Annotated in this window: 19 protein-coding genes; 18 read left to right on the top strand and 1 reads right to left on the bottom strand. The window is 35.0% G+C overall.

Annotation, left to right across the window (positions count from 1 at the left end; all coding sequences use genetic code 11):
* The first annotated feature begins 22 nt into the window (after window positions 1-22).
* The 6 genes from LY60_RS08380 (at window position 23) to LY60_RS08355 (ending at window position 4,892) form a co-directional block, all read left to right on the top strand.
* On the top strand, window positions 23-841 hold the full coding sequence (locus LY60_RS08380) for a transketolase (protein WP_145082388.1): 819 nt from the start codon (window positions 23-25) through the stop codon (window positions 839-841).
* Complete coding sequence (locus tag LY60_RS08375) at window positions 834-1,766, top strand: transketolase family protein (protein WP_145082387.1); 933 nt, start codon at window positions 834-836, stop codon at window positions 1,764-1,766. Before LY60_RS08380 ends, LY60_RS08375 begins: the two co-directional genes overlap by 8 nt.
* A 232-nt stretch (window positions 1,767-1,998) precedes the next feature.
* A complete protein-coding gene (locus LY60_RS08370) occupies window positions 1,999-2,493 on the top strand; it encodes a CarD family transcriptional regulator (protein ID WP_019227619.1) in 495 nt (164 codons plus the stop codon).
* 153 nt (window positions 2,494-2,646) lie between these two features.
* Window positions 2,647-3,738: a PIN/TRAM domain-containing protein gene (locus LY60_RS08365; protein ID WP_145082385.1), complete on the top strand. Its 1,092-nt coding sequence runs from the start codon at window positions 2,647-2,649 to the stop codon at window positions 3,736-3,738.
* A 128-nt stretch (window positions 3,739-3,866) separates the two neighbouring features.
* Window positions 3,867-4,505, top strand: coding sequence for a DUF421 domain-containing protein (locus LY60_RS08360; protein ID WP_145082383.1), 639 nt, complete (start codon window positions 3,867-3,869; stop codon window positions 4,503-4,505).
* A gap of 3 nt (window positions 4,506-4,508) precedes the next feature.
* Window positions 4,509-4,892 (top strand): DUF4363 family protein, encoded by a 384-nt coding sequence (locus LY60_RS08355; RefSeq protein WP_145082381.1) that lies wholly within the window; start codon window positions 4,509-4,511, stop codon window positions 4,890-4,892.
* On the opposite strand, the gene LY60_RS08350 is transcribed toward LY60_RS08355, so the two are convergent.
* The gene (locus LY60_RS08350; RefSeq protein WP_145082379.1) at window positions 4,893-5,786 is read right to left on the bottom strand and encodes a fumarylacetoacetate hydrolase family protein; all 894 of its coding nucleotides are present in this window, start codon (window positions 5,784-5,786) and stop codon (window positions 4,893-4,895) included.
* A gap of 213 nt (window positions 5,787-5,999) precedes the next feature.
* On the opposite strand from LY60_RS08350, the gene LY60_RS08345 reads away from it, so the two are divergent.
* From LY60_RS08345 to LY60_RS08290, 12 genes are all read left to right on the top strand, one after another.
* Entirely contained in the window at window positions 6,000-10,868 is a 4,869-nt protein-coding gene (locus LY60_RS08345; RefSeq protein ID WP_145082377.1) for a nicotinate-nicotinamide nucleotide adenylyltransferase, read from the top strand.
* A complete protein-coding gene (locus tag LY60_RS08340; protein ID WP_145082376.1) occupies window positions 10,868-12,097 on the top strand; it encodes a lactate/malate family dehydrogenase in 1,230 nt (409 codons plus the stop codon). The genes LY60_RS08345 and LY60_RS08340 overlap by 1 nt, the downstream gene beginning before the upstream one ends.
* Before the next feature lie 78 nt (window positions 12,098-12,175).
* Window positions 12,176-13,225 (top strand): flavodoxin family protein, encoded by a 1,050-nt coding sequence (locus LY60_RS08335; protein ID WP_246145399.1) that lies wholly within the window; start codon window positions 12,176-12,178, stop codon window positions 13,223-13,225.
* A 143-nt stretch (window positions 13,226-13,368) separates the two neighbouring features.
* Entirely contained in the window at window positions 13,369-13,713 is a 345-nt protein-coding gene (locus LY60_RS08330; protein ID WP_145082374.1) for a PadR family transcriptional regulator, read from the top strand.
* Complete coding sequence (locus LY60_RS08325) at window positions 13,700-14,659, top strand: permease prefix domain 1-containing protein (RefSeq protein WP_145082372.1); 960 nt, start codon at window positions 13,700-13,702, stop codon at window positions 14,657-14,659. The genes LY60_RS08330 and LY60_RS08325 overlap by 14 nt, the downstream gene beginning before the upstream one ends.
* A gap of 127 nt (window positions 14,660-14,786) precedes the next feature.
* Window positions 14,787-15,407, top strand: a complete 621-nt coding sequence (locus LY60_RS08320) for a TetR/AcrR family transcriptional regulator (protein WP_145082370.1) — start codon at window positions 14,787-14,789, stop codon at window positions 15,405-15,407.
* A 2-nt stretch (window positions 15,408-15,409) separates the two neighbouring features.
* Complete coding sequence (locus LY60_RS08315; RefSeq protein ID WP_145082367.1) at window positions 15,410-17,776, top strand: PEP/pyruvate-binding domain-containing protein; 2,367 nt, start codon at window positions 15,410-15,412, stop codon at window positions 17,774-17,776.
* Between the two features lie 88 nt (window positions 17,777-17,864).
* A complete protein-coding gene (locus LY60_RS08310; protein ID WP_246145398.1) occupies window positions 17,865-18,479 on the top strand; it encodes a TetR/AcrR family transcriptional regulator in 615 nt (204 codons plus the stop codon).
* 8 nt (window positions 18,480-18,487) lie between these two features.
* A complete protein-coding gene (locus LY60_RS08305; protein ID WP_145082363.1) occupies window positions 18,488-19,369 on the top strand; it encodes an ABC transporter ATP-binding protein in 882 nt (293 codons plus the stop codon).
* Between the two features lie 9 nt (window positions 19,370-19,378).
* The gene (locus tag LY60_RS08300; RefSeq protein ID WP_145082361.1) at window positions 19,379-20,173 is read left to right on the top strand and encodes an ABC transporter permease subunit; all 795 of its coding nucleotides are present in this window, start codon (window positions 19,379-19,381) and stop codon (window positions 20,171-20,173) included.
* Between the two features lie 11 nt (window positions 20,174-20,184).
* Window positions 20,185-21,000, top strand: coding sequence for an ABC transporter permease subunit (locus tag LY60_RS08295; RefSeq protein WP_212633468.1), 816 nt, complete (start codon window positions 20,185-20,187; stop codon window positions 20,998-21,000).
* Between the two features lie 102 nt (window positions 21,001-21,102).
* On the top strand, window positions 21,103-21,726 hold the full coding sequence (locus tag LY60_RS08290) for a TetR/AcrR family transcriptional regulator (RefSeq protein WP_145082357.1): 624 nt from the start codon (window positions 21,103-21,105) through the stop codon (window positions 21,724-21,726).
* Window positions 21,727-21,729 lie beyond the last annotated feature (3 nt).

The raw sequence follows: 21,729 nt of genomic DNA, 5'->3' as shown, positions 1-21,729 counted from the left end.
TTAATAAAAAACGGAGGAAAATATGAAATATGATGATTTGAAACTCACAGCACAGAATTTAAGAAAAAACATTCTGACTATGATTCATGAAGCAAAATCAGGGCACCCTGGCGGGTCTCTTTCAGCTGTTGAAATTGTTACCTATCTGTACTTCAAAGAAATGAACATAAAGGATCCTCATGATGAGGGGAGAGACCGCTTCGTTCTTTCAAAAGGACACGGGGCTCCGGTTCTGTACTCAGCACTCATGGAAAAGGGATTCATAAATAAGGAGCTTATGGGCACATTAAGACAGGTTAACTCAAAGCTTCAGGGACACCCTGACATGAAAAAGCTTCCGGGAGTTGAAGCTTCAACTGGATCTCTTGGACAGGGACTTTCCATTGCAAACGGAATGGCTCTTGCTTTCAAGCTGGATAAAAAGGAAAACAGAGTGTTTGCCCTTCTTGGAGACGGAGAAATTCAGGAAGGAATGATTTGGGAAGCTGCTATGCTTGCAAATCACTACCATCTTGACAACCTCACTGCTATTCTTGACCACAACGGCCTGCAGATAGACGGCAAAAACAACGACGTTATGACAGTTGAGCCAATAGATGAAAAATTCGAAGCATTCGGATGGCATGTTATCAAGGCAGACGGTCATGACTTTGAGTCACTGGAAAAAGCATTCGAAGAAAGAAAAAAAGTTACAGGAAAACCTGCACTGATCATAGCAGAAACTATAAAAGGAAAAGGCTGCTCCTTCATGGAAGACAAGGCTTCATGGCATGGAAAAGCCCCTAACTATGAAGAGTTTTGTATGGCAATGGAAGAAATTGGAGGTGGCTTGAATGGCTAAAGCAACTAGAGAAGCATACGGTGAGGCGTTAAAAAAGCTTGCTGCAAACAATCCAGATGTTGTGGTGTTGGATGCTGATTTGTCCGGTTCCACCAAGACATCAGAATTTAAAAAAGTAAGTCCTGAGAGATTTTTCAATGTTGGAATCGCAGAGCAAAATTTAATCGGCACTGCAGCTGGAATGTCTCTTGCAGGAAAAATTCCATTTGCAAGCTCATTTGCAATGTTTGCTGCCGGAAGAGCATTTGAAATAATCAGAAACACTGTGGCATATCCATTTTTAAACGTTAAAATAGCTGCAACACACGCAGGCCTTACAGTCGGAGAAGACGGAGCATCACATCAGGCCATTGAAGACATAAGCCTCATGAGAAGCATTCCAAACATGACTGTCATAAATCCTGCAGATTGTATAGAAGCAGAACAGGCAGTTTTAAAAGCTGCGGAATATGTTGGGCCGGTTTATATAAGACTTGGAAGAATGGCTGTTGAAGATGTTTATGATTCTTCATACCAGTTTGAAATAGGTAAGGGCGTTGAGCTTAAGAACGGAAGCGATGTGACAATAATTGCCACTGGAATAATGGTTCAGAAAGCTTTAAAGGCCTCTGAATCATTAAAGGCACAGGGAATTGATGCAAGAGTTATAAACATACACACAATCAAGCCTATTGACAAGGAAATTATAATTAAGGCTGCCAAAGAAACAAGAGCAGTGGTAACTGCTGAAGAACACAGCATTATAGGCGGATTGGGAAGTGCAGTGCTGGAAGTGCTTTCGGACACATGCCCTGTACCTGTAAGAAGAATCGGAGTTATGGACACATTTGGTGAATCTGGAAAACCTGAAGACCTCATGGAAAAATACATGCTCACTGAGAAAAATATAGAAGAATCTTGTAAGGAAATCATAAAAATGAAATAAGTGCCGAAAGGCACTTGTTTTTTTATAAAATTTTAAAAAATATTTTTTTTGAGATTTTATGCATATCGTTTTCACGCCGGTATAACGTTATAAAAGAAAACTAAAAAATAAGTTGAAATTTTAATAAAAAAATTGATATTTTTTATTGACAACAACATACTGTCAAGGTATAATGATAAATTTGACATAAGTTGCCCGATAGTGTATACTATAAATTATAGGAGGTAACAATATGTTTAATTTAGGAGATAAGGTAGTTTATCCCATGCACGGAGCTGGGGTAATAGAGACATTGGAATCTAAGGAAATTTTAGGCGAAGTAAAAAGTTATTACGTTTTGAAAATGCCGATTGGTGAAATGAAGCTTATGATACCTGTTGACAATGTAAACAATATCGGCTTGAGAAACATTATTGATAAAAGTCTTGTTGAAGGAGTCTACAGCATATTAAAGCAGGCTGCGGTATTGAATGATTCCAACTGGAACAAAAGGTTCCGCGATAATATGATTAAAATGAAGACAGGAGACATTTTTGAAGTTGCCCAGGTGGTGAGGGATCTGACATACAGGGACAAGGAGAAAGGTCTTTCAACCGGAGAAAAGAAAATGCTTGTAAGCGCAAAGCAGATGCTTGTAAGTGAAATTTCACTTTCAACAGAGACAGACTCCAACGGAATTCAGGAATATTTGGACAATATAATAAATGAAGATGCACTGAATGTTTAGAAGCTCATGCTTAGTGCATTCTTTTTTTATGCAGGTTAAGATTTGTTTAATAAAAATGGGGTATAATTTCATTTAAATGTAGCCAAATAAGAAAAAATGTGTTACATTAAATAATATAACAAAATTTGGGTATACTACTAAGGAGGTGATTAAATGATAGATAAAATTGTAAGAGCAGTTATTACTACCATAGGAGCTTCTATAGGGGCTTTTATAGGTGTAGTGTTAAATCAAAATGGTCTTCTTAAATTATCAGGTTTGCAAAACATTTTAATAATTATTGGTATCAGTTTAATTTTTGGAATAATATTTTTTCTACTTTCTGTTAAAATTAAAAAGACTGGTCAGAGAATAGCTGAAGCTTTCGAAAGGGAATTGATGAAATTTTCAACTATTGATATTATCTGGGGCGCCTTGGGTCTTATTGTTGGGTTTGTTATAGCTTTTTTAATAAGCCAGCCATTTGCTGACATAAAGTATGTTGGAACAATAGTTTCCATATTGTCATACTTGTTGTTTGGTTACTTGGGAATAAAAATATCCACAAGAAAAAAAGACGATGTTATTTGGCCACAGTTAAATCTTAAAAAAGTCCAGCCGGTTAAGAAAGACAAAAGTGCGAAAAAAGAAATTGTTTCACCAAAGATACTTGATACAAGCGTTATTATTGACGGTAGAATTTCCGACATTTGCAAGACAGGATTTATTGAAGGCACACTTGTAATTCCTGAATTTGTCCTTAAGGAACTAAGGCACATAGCAGATTCTTCCGACAGTCTTAAAAGAAACAGAGGAAGAAGAGGTCTGGATATTTTAAATATTCTTCAGAAAGATGACACTGTAAATGTTTTGATTGAATCAAAGGATTACGGCGACAACATTGAAGTGGATGTGAAGCTTTTAAAACTTGCAAAGGAACTTGGGGGTAAGGTTCTGACCAACGACTTTAACCTGAACAAGGTTGCTGAGTTCCAGGGAGTTGAGGTGTTAAACATCAACGAGCTGGCAAATGCGGTTAAACCGATAGTTCTTCCAGGAGAAGAAATGACCGTCATGGTTGTTAAAGACGGAAAAGAATCAGGCCAGGGACTTGCATATCTTGACGACGGCACAATGATAGTTGTGGAAGGCGGCAAAAAGTGTATTGGAGATTCTGTTGTGGTTACTGTTACCAGCGTCTTACAGACTGCAGCAGGAAGAATGATTTTTGCAAAACTTAAAAACGTAATAAACAAAGCTGTATAAACAATAAAAATACTCAGAAATGAGTATTTTTTTTATGCAATAAACCAATAATACAAATGAAGCAAAATTCACTTTTATGCTTCATTTGTTTTTAGCATTTTTAGATAACTTTAAACAGAGAGGTAAAAATGATTATTGTTGCTATCAGATCATTAATACTGTATGCAATTTTGCTTTTGTCAATGAGAATAATGGGAAAGGGAGAGCTGGGCGAGCTTCAGCCTTTTGACCTTGTAGTTTCACTTATGCTTGCAGAGCTTGCAGTTATGCCCATGGAAGATCTTGGAGCTCCCTTGGTCCATGGTTTCATGGCCATAGCTGTTATTATGTTTTTGCAGTGCTTCATATCCTATGTCACATTGAAGAGCAACAAGGCTAGAAAAATAATATGCGGCACTCCTACCATAATAATAGATCATGGACAATTCAACACAAAGGACATGAACAAGCTGAGGATCAATGTCAATGATGTTCTTGGGCAAATGAGGCTTAAAGGGTATTACAGCGTTGAAGACATAGATTACCTGATTATGGAGACAAACGGAGAAATGAGCATCATTGCTCCTGATGAAGAGCCTGGGAAAAGATGCGCAAGAATTCCCATAGCAGTAATTCTTGACGGGGAAATAATGCAGAAAAATCTTGAGAAGTTTAATATTTCAGAATCTGATTTACAAGACGAGCTTAAAAAGAATAAGCTTAAATCCCGGCAGGTACTGTATGGTTTTGTTGATGAAGAAGATAAATTTATTTTTTATAAGAGGTAGCATATGAGAATGGTAATTATTTCATTGATAGTATTGATTGTGATGATAGGTGTGTGGGTATGGTTTCATTTCACGTCGGTGGAGCCGGTCACCTCATATTACTGGGAAAATCTGTTTCTTTTATCACAAGTCATTGAAGAAGGAAACTGGGTAAAAGCAGAAGTCGATTATGAAAGTCATTACAGAAGGTGGGAAGAAGCAAGAGGTCTGTGGGTGTACTTCATCAACCAGGATGAAATTGACAACATTGATTCTTCCATTAAAAAGCTACAGTCTTTCATTAAAAACAAAGATAAAAATATGGCTCAAGCAGAGCTTGAGCACTTAAGAATACAATTTAATATTATTAAGGAAAATGAATGTCTTGCACTGGATAATATTTTTTAATTATTTTACAGTATTAACAAGAGTTCCTATTCCTTCTATGAAGCATTCCATTTTATCTCCGGGATTAAGATATTTCGGAGGATTAAATCCTGCTCCAACTCCTGCAGGTGTTCCTGTTAGGATTATGTCTCCCGGATATAGTGTGATGCCACTTGAAAGGTCGCTTATTATTGTTGGTATGTCAAATATGAGTTGTCTAGTGTTGCTGTTTTGTCTGATTTCTCCGTTGATGAAGCTTTTTATTTCAAGCTCAGGCGGGAATGCAATTGTTGATTTATGAGCAATTACCGGTCCTAATGGGCAAAATGTATCAAATGATTTTCCCTTGTGCCACTGCACGTGTTCTTGCTGCAAATCCCTGGCAGAAATATCATTGCAAATTGTATATCCGAATATATAGTCTTCTGCCTCTTCCTTACATATGTTCTTGCCTTTCTTGCCTATTATGACAGCAAGCTCTGCTTCATAGTCCAGTTCCTTGACAATTCCCTGGTGCATATCAACAAAATCTTCCTGACCTATGGCAGGGTATGCAATTTTGCTGAAATATATAGGTTTTGACGGTATGTCAGCACTTACATTTTTCAGATTTTTAACTTCTTTAACATGATCCAGATAATTTTTTCCAAGACAAATTACGTTTCTTCTGGGGTAAGGAATTGGAGACAAAATTTTAACTTTATCCAAGTCAATAAATTCAGAACAGGATACAATTGCCTCATTGATTTTATCCAATTCCAAATCATCAAAAACATCAATTATATTTAGCATGTTTGAAGGTGCCGGAACATTTAATTTTGAAAATACAACGGATGCAGGAATGATACCATTCTTGTTACTATTCAGAAATCCTGCAGCTTCTGAACCCTCGTAAAAATAAGTCAATAAAAACATTTTAGCCTCCAATAATTTTATTTGTTATGCAATTTATTTATTAAATAAAATGATTTCATGTGTAATTTAATATAATACATTTCGGAATATTTTACAAGGGTAAATCGTTTGTTTTGTTGAATTATGATGGTTTGTGAATTTTATGATATTCTTGCAGTAAACTTTGGACTATGATATAATGTGTGCAATTAAATCTAATTTTAGAGGTATATTATGAGCAGATTTATGTTGAACGAATTGCACAAAGAGATATTATTAAGTTTGACTCAAAAAGAGTTTTTGAAAAGAATAAATTATTCCGAAGAAAAGATGCAGTCATTTATAATAAATAAGAAATTTGTAAATAATCTGCTGATTCTTATAAACAAAAAACAGTTCATGTGCAAGGATGTAATCGACCTTTCAGTTGACATACTTGACATTGTTTGTTCTGAAGCTCCCAAAGACTGGCTTTCTTATATTTTTCAGTATGTCTTACACAAATCGTTCCCAGAAGCAGCAACCATTAAGCTTAATCCCAAATATGAAAACGGAGCTCTCATATACCTGGAAATATTAAGAACAATACTGAGTCACGCAAAAAACAGCGATGTTTACGACAAGTTTGCAGATTTCAAATTCCTGTCTGAAGAAGAGATCAGCGATCTTCCAAATCCTGACGAATATGTTAACTTTTTGGATAAGTTTGACAAAAATTATATATACGAATTGATGATGCTTGATGCTGAAGTAAACGGCTACAACACATTAAAACATGTTACTGCTGTACACTATGTTGCAATGCATGTTGCAAGACAGCTAAAGAAAGTAGGAATTAACGTAAACTTAGGGCTTGTATCCGGGGCAGCAGCTGGCCATGACATAGGTAAGTACGGATGCAAGGGACTTGAAAAAAGAAGAGTTGCATATCTTCATTACTATTACACAGACCAATGGTTCATGAAATACAACATGCCAAGCATATCTCTTATTGCGGCAAACCATTCCACTTGGGATTTGGAACTTGAAAATCTACCTCTTGAATCCCTTATTTTGATATATGCAGATTTCAGAGTGAAAAACAAGCAGTCAAAAAACGGCTATGAAATGCACATATACGATTTGAGTGAATCATTTCAGATAATTCTTGACAAACTTGACAATGTGGACGAAGCAAAAGAAAAGAGATACATGAGAGTGTATTCAAAGTTGAAGGATTTTGAAAACTTCATCATACACAAAGGCATAAACATAGACTTTAAAACCGAGGAGCCTTCTCCTGACAAAATAATAGATTATGCTCTCATAGATGGATATGATGTTGTTGAAAATTTTAAATACATGGCAATATCACACAATACAACACTCATGAGCAAACTGAACAATGAAATAAACTTCACAAGCATGATAGAAGCTGCAAGAAGTGAACAGGATTGGAAAAACCTAAGATCTTATCTGAATATACTTGAAGAGTATTCTATTTATCTTTCACAGAAAGAAAAGTTGTTTACCCTAAGCTTTTTATATGAACTTCTGGTTCACAGGGAAGGCGACATAAGACGTCAGGCTGCAAACCTTATGGGTATAATAATTGTTTCATTTGATCTGGAATATACAAAAGAAATTCCTGATGACGTAAAAATTGAAATAAATGAAGAGATGACCGGTCTTGCTTTGTGGGACAAATATTTAGGACTTTTTCTTGATCCGGGATACAAGGTAACAGACAACCACAAGGAATGGATCGGATATTCACTGAGAATATTTGTTGATTCAGTCATAAACTCAAAAAGAAACAACAACAAGAAGAGCTACTTAAATCTTCTTTTAGACTATTATAAAACAGAAAACAATGAATATATGGCTAAATTAAGCTGCCTGAATTCTCTTTTGAGTATTCCGGTTGATTTGTATGAACCTGAACAGCTTGATTATATCATTGATTATGCAATTGGTTCACTGGACAATCCTGCAAGCGATGTAAGGCTCATGGCAGTTCAGTTTTTCAATCTTGTTGTAAAAAACAAAGCTAATATAAGCTCATCTCTTGAAAAAATATATGATCTGACATCCATTATTTCTGAAAATGACGGACTGTGCATAAACTATCTTAAATATAAAATAGCCAAAAATATGAACATGTCCTATGATTTAATCACTAAGTACAAGACCCTTATCACAAGCAGCAGGTATAAGACTTCAGACTTGTTCCTAAACAATCTGAAGACAGCTACGCCATGGAATGTAAAAACCATTAGCATAGACTATATAATGGATCACATAAAGAATAAGAATGACGTTGCATTACTTCAGACAGCAACACATCTAGCAAACCTTGTGAAAGTAAGTGCAAAGGAATCCGTAAGAAACAAGGCAGGAAACTCACTTGTTGAAATAGGACCTCTTCTTACAATTGACCAGAGAAACGAAATTGCAGTTGAGCTTATAAAAGGCTTGGAAATTGATGAACTTCAATACGCAAAATACATCCCTGAATACCTGGGGAAATTTGTAATGCTATTGTATCCAAAGGAACTTGATGAGTTTATCGCAGAGCTTAACAATATATACAAAGGTACAAACGAAAGAGCAAGCGCATTGGTAATAAATACGCTTGGAGTGATGGTACAGCACTATCCTGAATACAAGGAAAGATTCGGCGAGGATGATGGCACATATAACAAGAGGCTTGTAAAAATACTTGGAATAATATTAAGCGGCCTTGCAAATTACAACATGCAGGTAAAGCAGGAAACATTCCTTGTAATAGGGCAGCACATATTTGGCTCAAAAAAGCTGACGCTTCAAGAAAAAAACAAGGTGTTTCTTTTGATTTACAAAAAACTTCTCACCCTTATAAACGAGAGGGAAATGGGAGACTTGTTTTTCTTCAACAATTCAGCTTCATTCAACCACATTTACCGTTTTATCAATGAATATGAATTCAATTTCAAGAATTTCAACATAAATGAAAATAAAAACATCGCGTTTTTCCCGGGAACATTCGACCCGTTTTCACTGAGCCATAAAGGAATTGTTACAGAAATAAGAAATCTCGGCTATGACGTCTACCTTGCTGTTGATGAATTTTCCTGGTCCAAGAAAGTCCAGCCAAGACTTATAAGGCGTCAGATAATTAACATGTCTATAGCAGATGAACTTGGTGTATTTTTGTTTCCTGATGATATTCCAATAAACCTTTCAAACGCTGCAGACCTGAAGGGGCTTAAATCTTTGTTTCCTGAAAAGGATATTTATATTGTTGTGGGAAGCGATGTATTGATGAATGCAACAGCATACAAATCGCGTCCTACAAAGAACTCAATTCACAGTTTCAACCACATAGTATTCAAGAGAACAAAAGACGATATGTCAGTAAGTTCTGTGAAAAAAGCCGAAGAAACTAAGGCTAGAATAAAGGGTTCCCTTGTAGAGCTTCAGCTTCCTCTTTACCTTGAGGATATAAGCTCAACACAAATAAGAGAAAACATAGACAACAACAGAGACATCTCCAACCTCATAGATCCTCTTGCTCAAAGCTTCATATACGACAGAAACCTTTACATAAGGGAGCCTCTCAACAAGAGCGTGTTGAAGTCAAAACCTTTTGTAATAGAAATTGTTGAAGATTTAAGCAAGAAAATCGTGGATGAAATAGGGCACTATATTTTCATGTACACAAACCTGTATGAAAATATAGGTGAAAAATTGATTTCCAAAAAAATAAAGCTTCTTGTTATTAGAGACAGCAAAAATTCCAACAAGCTTCTTGGATTTTCAGCATTCCACCAGATAGGCTCTTCAGAAGTATACTCAGAGTTTGAAAGCCAGTACATCGCTAACCATGTTCGTGAAAAAACTGCAGGCAGACTCATTATAATAGACGGAATTTTTATTAACCCAAGCAAGTTATATGATAACATGGAGCAGATATTAATCACGGAAACGCTGGCTCATTGCCTTAAAAATGATTTTACTTATGCAATGTACTACAACATACTTTCAAACACAAACAGCGAAACTGTAATTGAAACGCTGGAGCTTCAGGGGTTCAGGGAAATAAAGGATGAAAGGCAGAGCAAGACTGTCTATGCAGTAGATATGAAGTTCCCTGTATGCCTCACATTGAACCTTGAAAGCTTCATAAAGGAACCATTGAACACAAATCCGAGGGTTCACGAAGCAATTGTTAACGCCAGAAAAAGGCTTCAGAAATCAATGACTGAGCTGTATCCAGGAAGTCTGGTTCTTTCAATCGACAATGACATGATAAACCAGACTCTCATAAACAAAATATGCAGCATCAACAACGTAAGCAACGAAGTGCAGGTTCCTAAAGTAATAGGCGACTACATGTGCGTTCCTTTCGGCAATATTTTAAAGGGAATGGTTGTGCCGAACACCGTTACTAAATCTCTTCATACAGAAAAAGTTTATTCAACAGATGCAGCACAGTTTATGATAACTGAATATCCTTTTTATTCACCTATAGAAAACCAGGTGAAGACTATAAAGTCATTTGAAAAGCCTGTTATCCTAGTAGACGACTTGCTGCACAAAGGTTACAGAATAAAGGAACTTGACCCTATACTCAAGAAGCACAACATTGAAGTAAAGAAAATAATCCTTGGAATAATGTCAGGCCGTGGTAAGGACCTTATGGACATTCAGGGAAGAGACGCTGACTGCGCATATTTCATACCAAATCTGAGAATTTGGTTCAATGAAAACCTCATGTACCCGTTTTTAGGCGGTGACGGAATGTGGCTTAACAATGAAAACATGCTTAATCTCATACCGTCAATAAACCTGATACTTCCATATTATTCGCCTATGTACATCAGTGGTGCTACAAATGAAGCAATTTACAATTTGTCCATGGTAAGTCTTGAAAACGCTAAAAACATACTTCATGTTCTTGAAGCAGAATTTCAGGATTTATATGAGAAAAAACTTACTGTAAAAAGACTTGGTGAAGTACTGCTTTCTCCTAGGCTTCCTTACCTTGGAGACAATATTTATTACGATTTGAACATGGAAGCTTCCGGTTACATGGATGTTAGCATTGAAACATTAATAAAGCTGGAGAGGATTATAAAATAATGTTTAACTATTATAAATATAAAGATAAATATATGTTTTCAGCTCAGGATTTTGGCTATGAAAAAACAATTCTTCCAGCAGATGCAAATGAATTATATTTTTTGTACAAATCTGACAGGAACAGTTCAAAAAGAACTTACGCCGTATGCAGTGCGGCTGACCTTTTCACGTTGGGTGAGGGAGTTGAACTCCTGAAAATCGGTACTGATGACTTTGAAAAAGAAGTGCCGGAAGAAATCATGAATTTAATCTGTGAAAGAAAAGTAAAGGCCGTAAATGCGGATTACGATGATTATGAACAATGTTTCATTATGGATGAAATTAAGAAAAAAAGAGTGAACGTACTGGCTCTTGGAGATGTGGGAAGCACACTTCTTACAGGTCTTAAGCTTCTTGGGGGAAATGCAGTTGAATCCATAGGAATATATGACAGAAGCCAGGATAAAATCAACAGATGGGAATATGAAATGAACCAGACAGCATTTCCATTTGAAGATTCTCTTCCTCATGTGCATGGTGTAGAAAAAAATGAACTGTTTGACTGCGATATGTTCGTGTTCTGTGCTTCTAAGGGAGTCCCGCCCGTTGGAAGCGAGAGTGTTGATGTTAGAATGGTTCAGTTTGAAGAAAACTATAAACTCATACAGGAATATGCAGCTCAGGCTGCCCATGAAAATTTCAAAGGAATATTTGCTGTGGTTTCAGATCCCGTTGATTTGCTGTGCGCTGCTGTTTTAAAAGAAAGCAAAGGTGTGCTTAAACCTGAGCAAATAAAAGGCTACGGGCTTGGTGTAATGAATGCAAGAGCAATGTACTACGCAAAAAAATACAATGAATATTCTTCCTACCTGAGTGAAGGAAGGGCCTTCGGACCGCACGGAAACGACCTTGTAATAGCAAACAGCATAGAAAACTACGATGACAAACTATCAAAAGAACTCACAAAACTTGCAGTGGAAGCAAATCTCGAAGTGAGAAAAACAGGGTTCAAACCATACATAGCACCGGCACTTTCTTCGGGGGCAATATCAATAATACTCACTCTTGAAGGAAAATTTCATTACAGCTCTAACTTTCTTGGGGGAGTTTTCATGGGCGCAAAAAACAGAAATCTTCCTTCCGGCCTTGAAATTGAAAAAATACAAATGCCGGATGAACTTTTTGCAAGAATCAGGCATACATATGATGAATTATCAAAAATTATAAATGAAAAAATAAAATTAGATTAAGAATCATAAATCAAGGGTACATTTAGCTTAGCTGAATGTTCCTTATTTTTAGCTATTAAATAAAAAGAGGGTGTTTTTGTGGAAAAACTAAATGTTTTCATTCCCGGGGAAATATCACTTAGACTTGAAAATATGCTTGAATTTTCATTGAAAGGTCGTGAAGCTGTAATCTTCAGGGCAAGTGAAGAAGTTAATGACTTGAAAAATAAGAAAATTTTGTTTGCAGTTGAACTGGGAGAGTCCGGCATCAATATTGAGCATTTTAAAATGCTTGAAAAAATAAGAATGTCCGGGGAAAAATTTATGGAAAATTCAGCTGGAAGCATTATTATAAACAGCAACAACGAACTTTTTTCAAGAGATATAGCAAGAAAAACAATTCTCTATGCAAATATGGCTGGCTGTATGTTTCCAGGAAGGCCTCTGTCAGAAGCCACAGGCTCATTAAAAAACCTTAACACTCGAAAAAAAATGACTGATTTAAGTCTGGAGGAAGTGTGTTTGCAGGAATGCAAAAGCGTTGTTGACAAACTTATGGAATTTAACCCTAACAAACTTGACAGACCAAAAATACTTGCTCTTCATGCCAGCAACTACAACACATCAAACACTTTGTCTCTCTGGAAAATGGTCAAAAACAATTTAGAGGAATTTGACATAAATGAAATACATATTGAAAATGGCTCTGTAAGAGACTGCAAGGGATGTTCTTACAAGGCATGCAAGCACTATTCCCAAAGCAACAATTGTTTTTACGGAGGTGTGATGGTTGAAGAAATATACCCTGCAATAATAAACTGTGATGTACTTGTGATGGTATGCCCAAATTACAATGATTCCATAAGCGCAAACATGTCAGCTGCAATAAACAGGCTCACAGCACTGTTCAGAAAATTTAAGTTTTATGACAAGTATGTCTATGCAGTTATTGTTTCAGGATTCAGCGGAAGTGACATAATTGCACAGCAGCTCATAAGTGCCCTGAACATTAACAAGACATTCATGCTTCCACCGGAATTTGCCCTGATGGAAACGGCCAATGATTACGGTGAAGTGGAAAAAATTGAAAACATCAATGAAAAGGCAAAGAAATTTGCAGATAACATAAGAAAGTGTACAGTTAAGTAAATAATTTCAAATGGAGGTATACCCTCTATTTTTTTTATAAAAATAATTTAAAAAGTACTTGACCTGTCGTAGTAAATGTACTATAATTACTTCATCAGATAAAGTACGACAGATGAAGTAAAATTATTAGAAAGAGGTATTTTATGATTAGCAGTGATGTAATCAGGGGCTACAATGATACGATGATATTATATCTTTTGCTTGATGAACCATCTTATGGCTATGAAATTTCCAAAAGAATAAGAGAATTAACAAATGAAAAATATGTAATGAAGGAAACAACTCTTTACTCTGCGTTTAAGAGAATGGAATCAAATGGTTACATTGAAGCGTTCTCGGGAAACGAAACAAATGGGAAACCACGAACATATTACAAAATAACAGAAGAAGGCATAAAATATTATAAGGAAAGATGCGAAGAATGGGAAGTTACCCGTGAAGTTATTGAAAAATTTATAGTTGAGGAGAATGACCATGAATACAATTAGGAATTATCTTGACAACATGTTTTTAGGGTTGCCACAGACAGAAGATGTGGCAAGGGCAAAAAAAGAATTGCTTGCAATGATGGAAGACAAGTACAATGAGCTGAAGAATGAGGGAAAAACTGAAAATGAAGCTATAGGAATTGTAATATCTGAATTTGGTAATCTGGATGAACTGGGAGACACTTTGGGAATAAAGCAAGTCATAGAAAATAAGACTGATATTCCTTTGGTTACTTATGAAGAAGCAAAAAATTATATAGAAGAATCAAGAGCTGCAGCTCCAAAAACAGCTTTGGGAGTATTGCTTTGCATAATTTCTCCGGTAACTTTGTTGTTATTAATTGGATTAAAAGAGCTGGGCGTTGTTGGTGTTAAGGAAGAATTGTTGATTGCTGCAGGTTTGGTAGTTCTCATATGTTTAGTGGCAACAGGAGTTTTACACTTTATAAGATATACAAGCAAACTGGAAAAATATGAATACCTTAAATTCAATGTTTTTGAACTTGACTATAAGGCTGAAGAAATGGTTCGAAATATACAAAAGCAAGATGAGCCGACTTATAAAGCGGCAGTAAGTATTTCAGTGGTATGCTATATTTTAAGTGCACTGCCTGTAATTGTTACTCCACTTGTAAGTGAAATTGATGGATTAAGTGTAATAGCTGTAACAATAACATTAATAATTGTTGCACTTTCCACCTACAACTTAATCAACAAGAGCAGCTATTATGAACCGTGCAATGTGCTGCTGCAGCAAGGTGATTATTCTGTAAGAAGTAAATCAAACAAAACATTCCAGACTGTTTCAAAAGTATATTGGTGTGTAGTTGTTGCTGTATATCTGGGATACAGTTTCATAACCAACAACTGGGCAATGTCATGGATTATCTGGCCTGTAGCCGGAGTGCTATTCGGAGCCATAAAAGCAATTTCAGAAGGAAGATAAATAAATTAAAAAGAAGATGAAAATGACAGCTGGATTAAATCCTGACTGTCATTTTTTGTTGACACATATGTCAGCATGTAATATAATTATACTGACAGTACGGTCAGTATAATTACAGGAGGTCAATATGCCTAAAAAAATATATGATAAGGAACAAATTTTAGATGCTTGTATGGAAGTATTTGCAAATCATGGATATGATAATACTTCAACATTAATGCTATCAGAGGCGGCAGGTATATCCAGAACTCTGATTTTTCATCATTTCAAAGGCAAGAAGGAATTGTACCTGGACCTTTTGGACAGATGCTTTGAAAAGGGCAAGGTTGAAATGGGTTTTGATACACTTCCAGAATATGAAGATTTTTTTAAAGCTAAAGAAAAGTTCAGCATCATCAAATTCAAATACTATAAAAAGAATCCAGTCTTATATAAGTTCGTAATTAATGCTTTTTATGAAACTCCTGAAGAATTGAAAATAGAAATTAAAGAAAAGTATGGTGAATTGATTTTCAGAAAAAATCAGATATGGAAGCAAATGTTTAAGAAAGTTAGTCTGAAAGAAGGAATAGATTCTGATCAGGCGTTCCAGCTTGTAATGCTTGCATTGGATTATTGCGACAACAAGTATTTATCAGAGATTGAAAATGATACTAACTTTAATGAAGCTAATCTACAAAAATTTATAGAAGAAAGGAACAGTTTTCTATGTATGATACGTTACGGCATAGAAAAAACTGAAGGATAATTATGCTAGACACTGTAAAACATTTCAGAGAATTAAGTCCTGAACTATATAAATTTGCAGGCGGTAAAGGCGGAATGCTTGCTAAAATGTTTAAGGGAGGTTATCCGGTTCCTGAAGGTTTTGTAATTTTGCCCTCAGCTTTTAGAGAAGATATATTAAATAATGAAGCATGGCAAGAAACACAATTTTTACTGAATGAAATTAGAAAAAATAATAAAGATGCAATGTTTGCTGTCAGGTCGTCAGCCTTAAGTGAAGATTCAAAATCAGCATCATTTGCAGGTGAATTTGAAACAGTATTAAATGCAGAAACAGATGATAAAATTTTAGAAGCAATTTATACAGTTTTTAATTCAAGGAATTCACAGCGAGTAAAAGTCTACAGCTCTGTTCAAGGTGTCGATGAGTTTCACAGGGTAGCAGTTGTTGTTCAGCTTATGGTGAATTCTGAAGTTTCTGGTGTATTGTTTTCAGCTGATCCCATAACAGGAAGCTATGTAAATATGATAGGAAATTACGTACATGGTCTAGGTGAGCAGCTTGTATCGGGAGAATCTGACGCTTTTCCTTTTAGATTAATGCGCCCAAAAGGAAGATATTCCGGCCCGGATGAGTTAAAAAAATATGCATCTGATCTTTATGAATATGCCTCAAAACTAGAAAAGGAAATGAAGAGTCCTCAGGATATTGAATGGGCTGTTGCAGATGGAAAATTGTATCTGCTGCAGTGTAGACCAATAACTACTCTGACATCAGGAAATTTAGACACTTATGAGATAAATGAAAGTTTATCAGGTGACAGTCTATGGGTAAATACAAATGTTGGAGAAGCAATACCTGATGTCATAACTCCACTGACATGGAGTATAGTAAGGTCATTAGATGTTGAATCTGGCTTTATTCCAGGATATTTTTTATGGTCAGGCAATATTTGTGGAAGAATATATTCAAATATCAGTCAAAGATTATCAGCCATTACAGCCTTGTATGGTTTTGATGTAAAACGAGGCATGTCACTTATGGGAGACTTGTTCGGACAATTTCCGGAGGGAATGAATGTACCTGTTTATCCCTTTGCACGTCTTGAATTAATTAAGATTATGTTTCCTAGAATAAAGAATTTAATAAAGAATACAATGAAGGCTTCAAAAAATATGCATGAGCATATTAAGAATACTCCTGAATGGTGCAGGAACATTTCAGAGAAGATTAAAGTCGCTAGTACACCTGAAGAGTTGCTGTCCTTATGGAATGATGAACTTCAGCCATATAATTCAAAAGCATGGTGGATACATGTGGCTGGGGGCAGTAAAGCCGTTATAGCCATGACGTTAAGCAAGAAACTTAATGAAATGGTAGGAGCAGAAGATTCTAATGCGCTTTTGTCAAATCTAAGAGGAGATTCTGTTCTTGCCAGTCTTGGACCTGTTGTTGGAATATCAAATGTAGTAAAAGGAAGCATAAGCCGAGAGGAATATTTAGAATTGTATGGACATAGGGGTCCCCATGAGTTTGAACTATCAATTTCTGATCCTTCAGAGGATGAATCATGGCTTGAAAGACAGATAAATGAATTTACAGCTTCTGATACGGATGTAGATAAGCTATTGAATGAACAACGTACAAAGTTTGAAGTTGCTTTGAAAAGATATAAAGATAAGTTTCCAAATAAAACAAAATGGCTGGACAAACAATTAAAAAAGGCAGCAGAAGGGGCCAGAAACAGAGAGTCAGCGCGTTCAGAGTTAGTAAGAGTATTTAGAATCAACAGAGCATTTGCGCTAAAAGCAGGAGAAATTATAGGAATTGGTGAAGATGTATTTTTTCTTTACATTGATGATATTATAAATGTACTCACAAAAAATGATGAATCATCATTGATGTTTATTTCCGCAAGAAAAACGAACTATGAAAAATTTAAGGAATTACCGCCATTTCCATCAATTATAAAAGGACGATTTAATCCTTCGGAATGGATTAAGGATGAAAACAGAAGAATGGACTATTATGATTCTTCAAAGACTGTCAGCACTTCTCCAGATTCCGAAATACTTAAGGGTTTTCCCGGAGCAGGGGGCAAGGTGGAAGGAACGGTTCGAGTTCTGTTAAATCCGGAAGAAGGTGATAAATTGCAGCAGGGTGAAATATTAGTAGCCACAACTACCAATGTAGGGTGGACACCGCTTTTTCCAAGAGCAGCTGCCGTTGTAACTGATGTTGGAGCACCTCTGTCACATGCAGCTATTGTAGCCCGAGAGATGGGAATACCTGCAGTTGTGGGATGTGGTAATGCTACATTAAGACTAAAAACCGGAGACAGAGTAATTGTTGATGGTGGAAATGGAATAGTAGAAAAATTAAAGAAATAAAATATAGCATAGTCCTTGACCACATTGGTCATATATTGTATAATATATATGACCAATGTGGTCATTTAATTTAATAGGTGAGGTGGTTATGATTTTTAATAAGTTTTATACTTTAGAACCGGAGAAACAAAGTCGTATAATAAATGCTTCATTAAAAGAGTTTGCCAAAAATGGATATGAAAGGGCTTCAACAAATGAAATTATTAAGGAAGCTGATATTTCAAAGGGTTCATTGTTTAATTATTTTAAAAGTAAAAAAGAATTATATTTTTTCCTGATTGATTATGTTGCTGAAATTATTGAAAACATGTATGACGAAATTGATTTAAACGAAACTGATTTTTTTGAAAGAATAAGAGATGTGGGTATTATAAAATTTAATATTATGAAAAAGGTTCCCCAGGCATTTGATTTTATTAATGCCATTGGAAAGGAAGAATCTGAGGAGGTTAAATCAGAAATAAAAAATAAGAGCAAAATAATTATTGAAAATGGTATGTCAAGGATTTATAAAAATATTGATTTTTCAAAGTTTCGTGATGACATTGATATTAATAAAACCATAAATATTATAAATTGGACGATGCTCAGCTTTTCAGAGCAACAGAGAAATTCATTAAATTCATTTGAAGATGTAAGCATGGAACTTCTTGGTGAATGGGATGATTATTTCGATATTATGAAACGTTGTTTTTATAAATAGGAGGATGTATGAGTACAAATGTGATTGAAATTAAAAGTCTTTCCAAATTTTACGGCAAACACAGAGGCATAGAAGATGTAAGCTTTACAGTAGAGGAAGGAGAAATTTTCGGATTCATAGGACCAAACGGAGCAGGAAAATCCACTACAATCAGGACACTTTTAGCTCTTATTCATCCAACATCAGGCAGTGCAAATATTTTCAATATGGACTGCATCAAAGAAGCCCACATGATAGCCAGGAACGTGGGGTATCTACCTTCAGAAGCATATTACTATGAAAACATGACAGTAAAGGAATTGCTTAAGTATTCAGCTGAACTTTACCAGATGGATTGCAGCGCCAGAATTAATGAGTTAAAAGAAAAATTGAAGCTTGATGATACACGTAAAATCAGTGATCTTTCATTTGGAAACAAAAAGAAGGTGGGGATAGTAGCAGCACTTTTACATTCTCCAAAATTAATAATACTCGATGAACCGACAAACGGGCTTGATCCATTGATTAAAGAAATATTTTTTGAAATTCTCAAAGAAGAAAATAAAAAAGGAGCCACAATTTTATATTCTTCTCACGTATTAAGCGAAGTACAGAGGATATGCAGCAAGGTTGCCATTATAAAAGAAGGAAGGATTATTAACGTTCAGAACATGATTGAATTAAGAAAAAACGGATATAAAAAAGTACAATTGATGGTTTCTGAACCAATTGAAAAGGATTATTTTAAAGAAGACAGTGTTGCAGATTATAAGGTGAAGGGTAGACAGGTATCATTTATTTATAGAGGCGAAGCAGATAAAATCATTGAAAAGATATATAATCTTAAAGTTGATGATGTCTTTATTGAAGAGCCTTCTCTCGAAGAGATATTTTTACATTATTATAAGTAGGAGGATACTATGGTAATTTTTAAATTTGAAATGAGACAGTTGAAGAAGTCTATTATCATTTGGTCATTGGCTTTATGTTCAGCAATATTCTTCATGCTTCCTGTATATATAAAAATGATAGCCAGTGCAAACTTTGGTATGGAATCATTAAGTGATAATACTTTTTTTGACTCCATTGGGCTTAATATGGAGATTTTAAATACTCCTATGGGTATATATTACTTCCTGACATTTTTTATTATGTTTGCTTGTGCCATCAATGGATTTAACAAGGGTCTTGGAATTATGACTAAAGAATATAAACAAAACTCTGCTGATTTTTTATTGACAAAGCCATGGAGCAGAGGGAATGTATATGTATCGAAATTTTTTGCATTAGCTGTAGAAGCAATTATTGTGGGAGTTTTTTACACTGTAATGTCGTATGTAAGCATGTCCAGGGGAACAAATTACAGTTTTAATCTAAAAACACTTGTTTTAATTGCTGTCTCAATCACTTGGGTTCAGCTGATTTTCCTGACTTTTGGTATGCTCATTGGGACCATGTTTCCAAAAATAAGGGCAACACTGCCTATATCAACGGGAGTGGTATTTATATCCTATGCAACGGGTTCAATGTCTCGTATTGTTGGAATAAATTTTCTTAGGTTCTTGTCACCGCTTCATTATTTTAATGGCTCGGCAATTATTACATCAGTTTCATATGAGGTTAAATATATTGCTGCACTGATAATTTTAATACTTTTATTCTTAGCTGCAGGATATAAAATTTTTTGCAAAAAAGATATTGCGCTTGTTTCTTAGGAGGTGTGATGATGAAATCTATTATTATAAAAGAATTAAAACTAAGTAAAAAAGGATTAATCATCTGGGGTATAGTAACTTTAGTGACCATTTTGTATGGATTGGCTGAGTATCCAATGGTATCACAATATGCAGACAGCATTATGGACAGCATGAATTCCATGCCTAGAATTGTAGTCATAATGTTTGGCATGGAAGGATTATCCATGGATACATCATTGGATTACCATCTCATCATGTTTTACTGGATTTGTTTAATCGTATTTGTCCATGCGGTCTATATAGGAGTTACCATTCTTTCCAGAGACCAAAGAGACAGGACATTTGAATTTATTTACTCAAAACCATATAAAAGGAATGAAATTATTACTGCAAAGATACTGGTGGGCGTTATAAATATAATTGTGCTTGCATTTGTATCATGGATTGGAAGCATTGCTACCATTATGTTCATAGATGGTACATTTGCAGGGGTTATAGAAGGAAAATTAGTTATTGTATTGATTACAAAAACAATAATTGGTATGTTATTGACCCAAGTCGTGTTTTTTTCAATTGGCCTTTTGTTGGCAGCCGCACTCAATACTCACAACTCAGCACTTAAGTCCGGTTTTTTGTTTGTATTTGTGACGTATGTAATAGGTATTGTGATTGAATATGTGGGAAAAATAAATTATCTTAATTTTTTGTCTCCATTTAGATATTTTACTGGAACAGAGGTAGTGAACAACGGAATAAACATTGTGTATGTTTTAATTAGCACAATGATAACAGCTGTTTCAGTTTATTTTACCTACTCTTTATATAACAGAAAAGATTTAATTTGATAAAATTCAATAAAAATAAATTTACTATATTGACCTATTAGGTAAATGGCGATATAATTCCATTAACCTAATAGGTCAATTTTATTGTAAGAAGGTGTTATATTGTTTGAAAAATTGCTAAATTTAGAGTCCAAAAGGCGTGAAGAAATAATAAATGCAGCATTGAAAGAATTTGCAGCTAAGGGCTTTGATGATGCTTCCACAAATGTAATAGCAAAAGAAGCAGGTATTTCTAAAAGCTTAATGTTTCATTATGTAAATAATAAAAAGGATTTTTTTCTGTTTTTGTATGATTATTGCTTAGAAATTATAAAAAAGGAATATTTTGATTTAATTGATTTGGATGAAAAAGATATATTTGAGAGATTGAGCAATACTTATATGCTTAAAGTTAAGGTTTTAAAAAAATATCCGTGGATATTTGATTTTACAAAGGTTGTTGTTTTTACAGATTCTGAAGATGTTAAGAAAGAACTGGATGAAAGACGAAAAAATCTTGACGAATACAGCCTTATGAATTTTTACGGCGATATTGATATTTCAAAATTCAGAGATAACCTTGATGTTGAAAAATCAAAGCAGCTTATTTATTGGGCTATCGGGGGTTATGCTAATAAAATTCTTGAAGAAATAAGAAGCGATGAAAATTATGTGGCAGACTATGAAAAAATAGGTGTTGAATTTAACGGATATTTAGATGAATTAAGAAAAAGTTTTTATAAATAGGGA

This window comes from Sedimentibacter saalensis, assembly GCF_007830175.1.
In the GTDB taxonomy this organism is placed as follows: domain Bacteria; phylum Bacillota; class Clostridia; order Tissierellales; family Sedimentibacteraceae; genus Sedimentibacter; species Sedimentibacter saalensis.
This window is presented reverse-complemented; position numbering and strand designations above follow the sequence as displayed.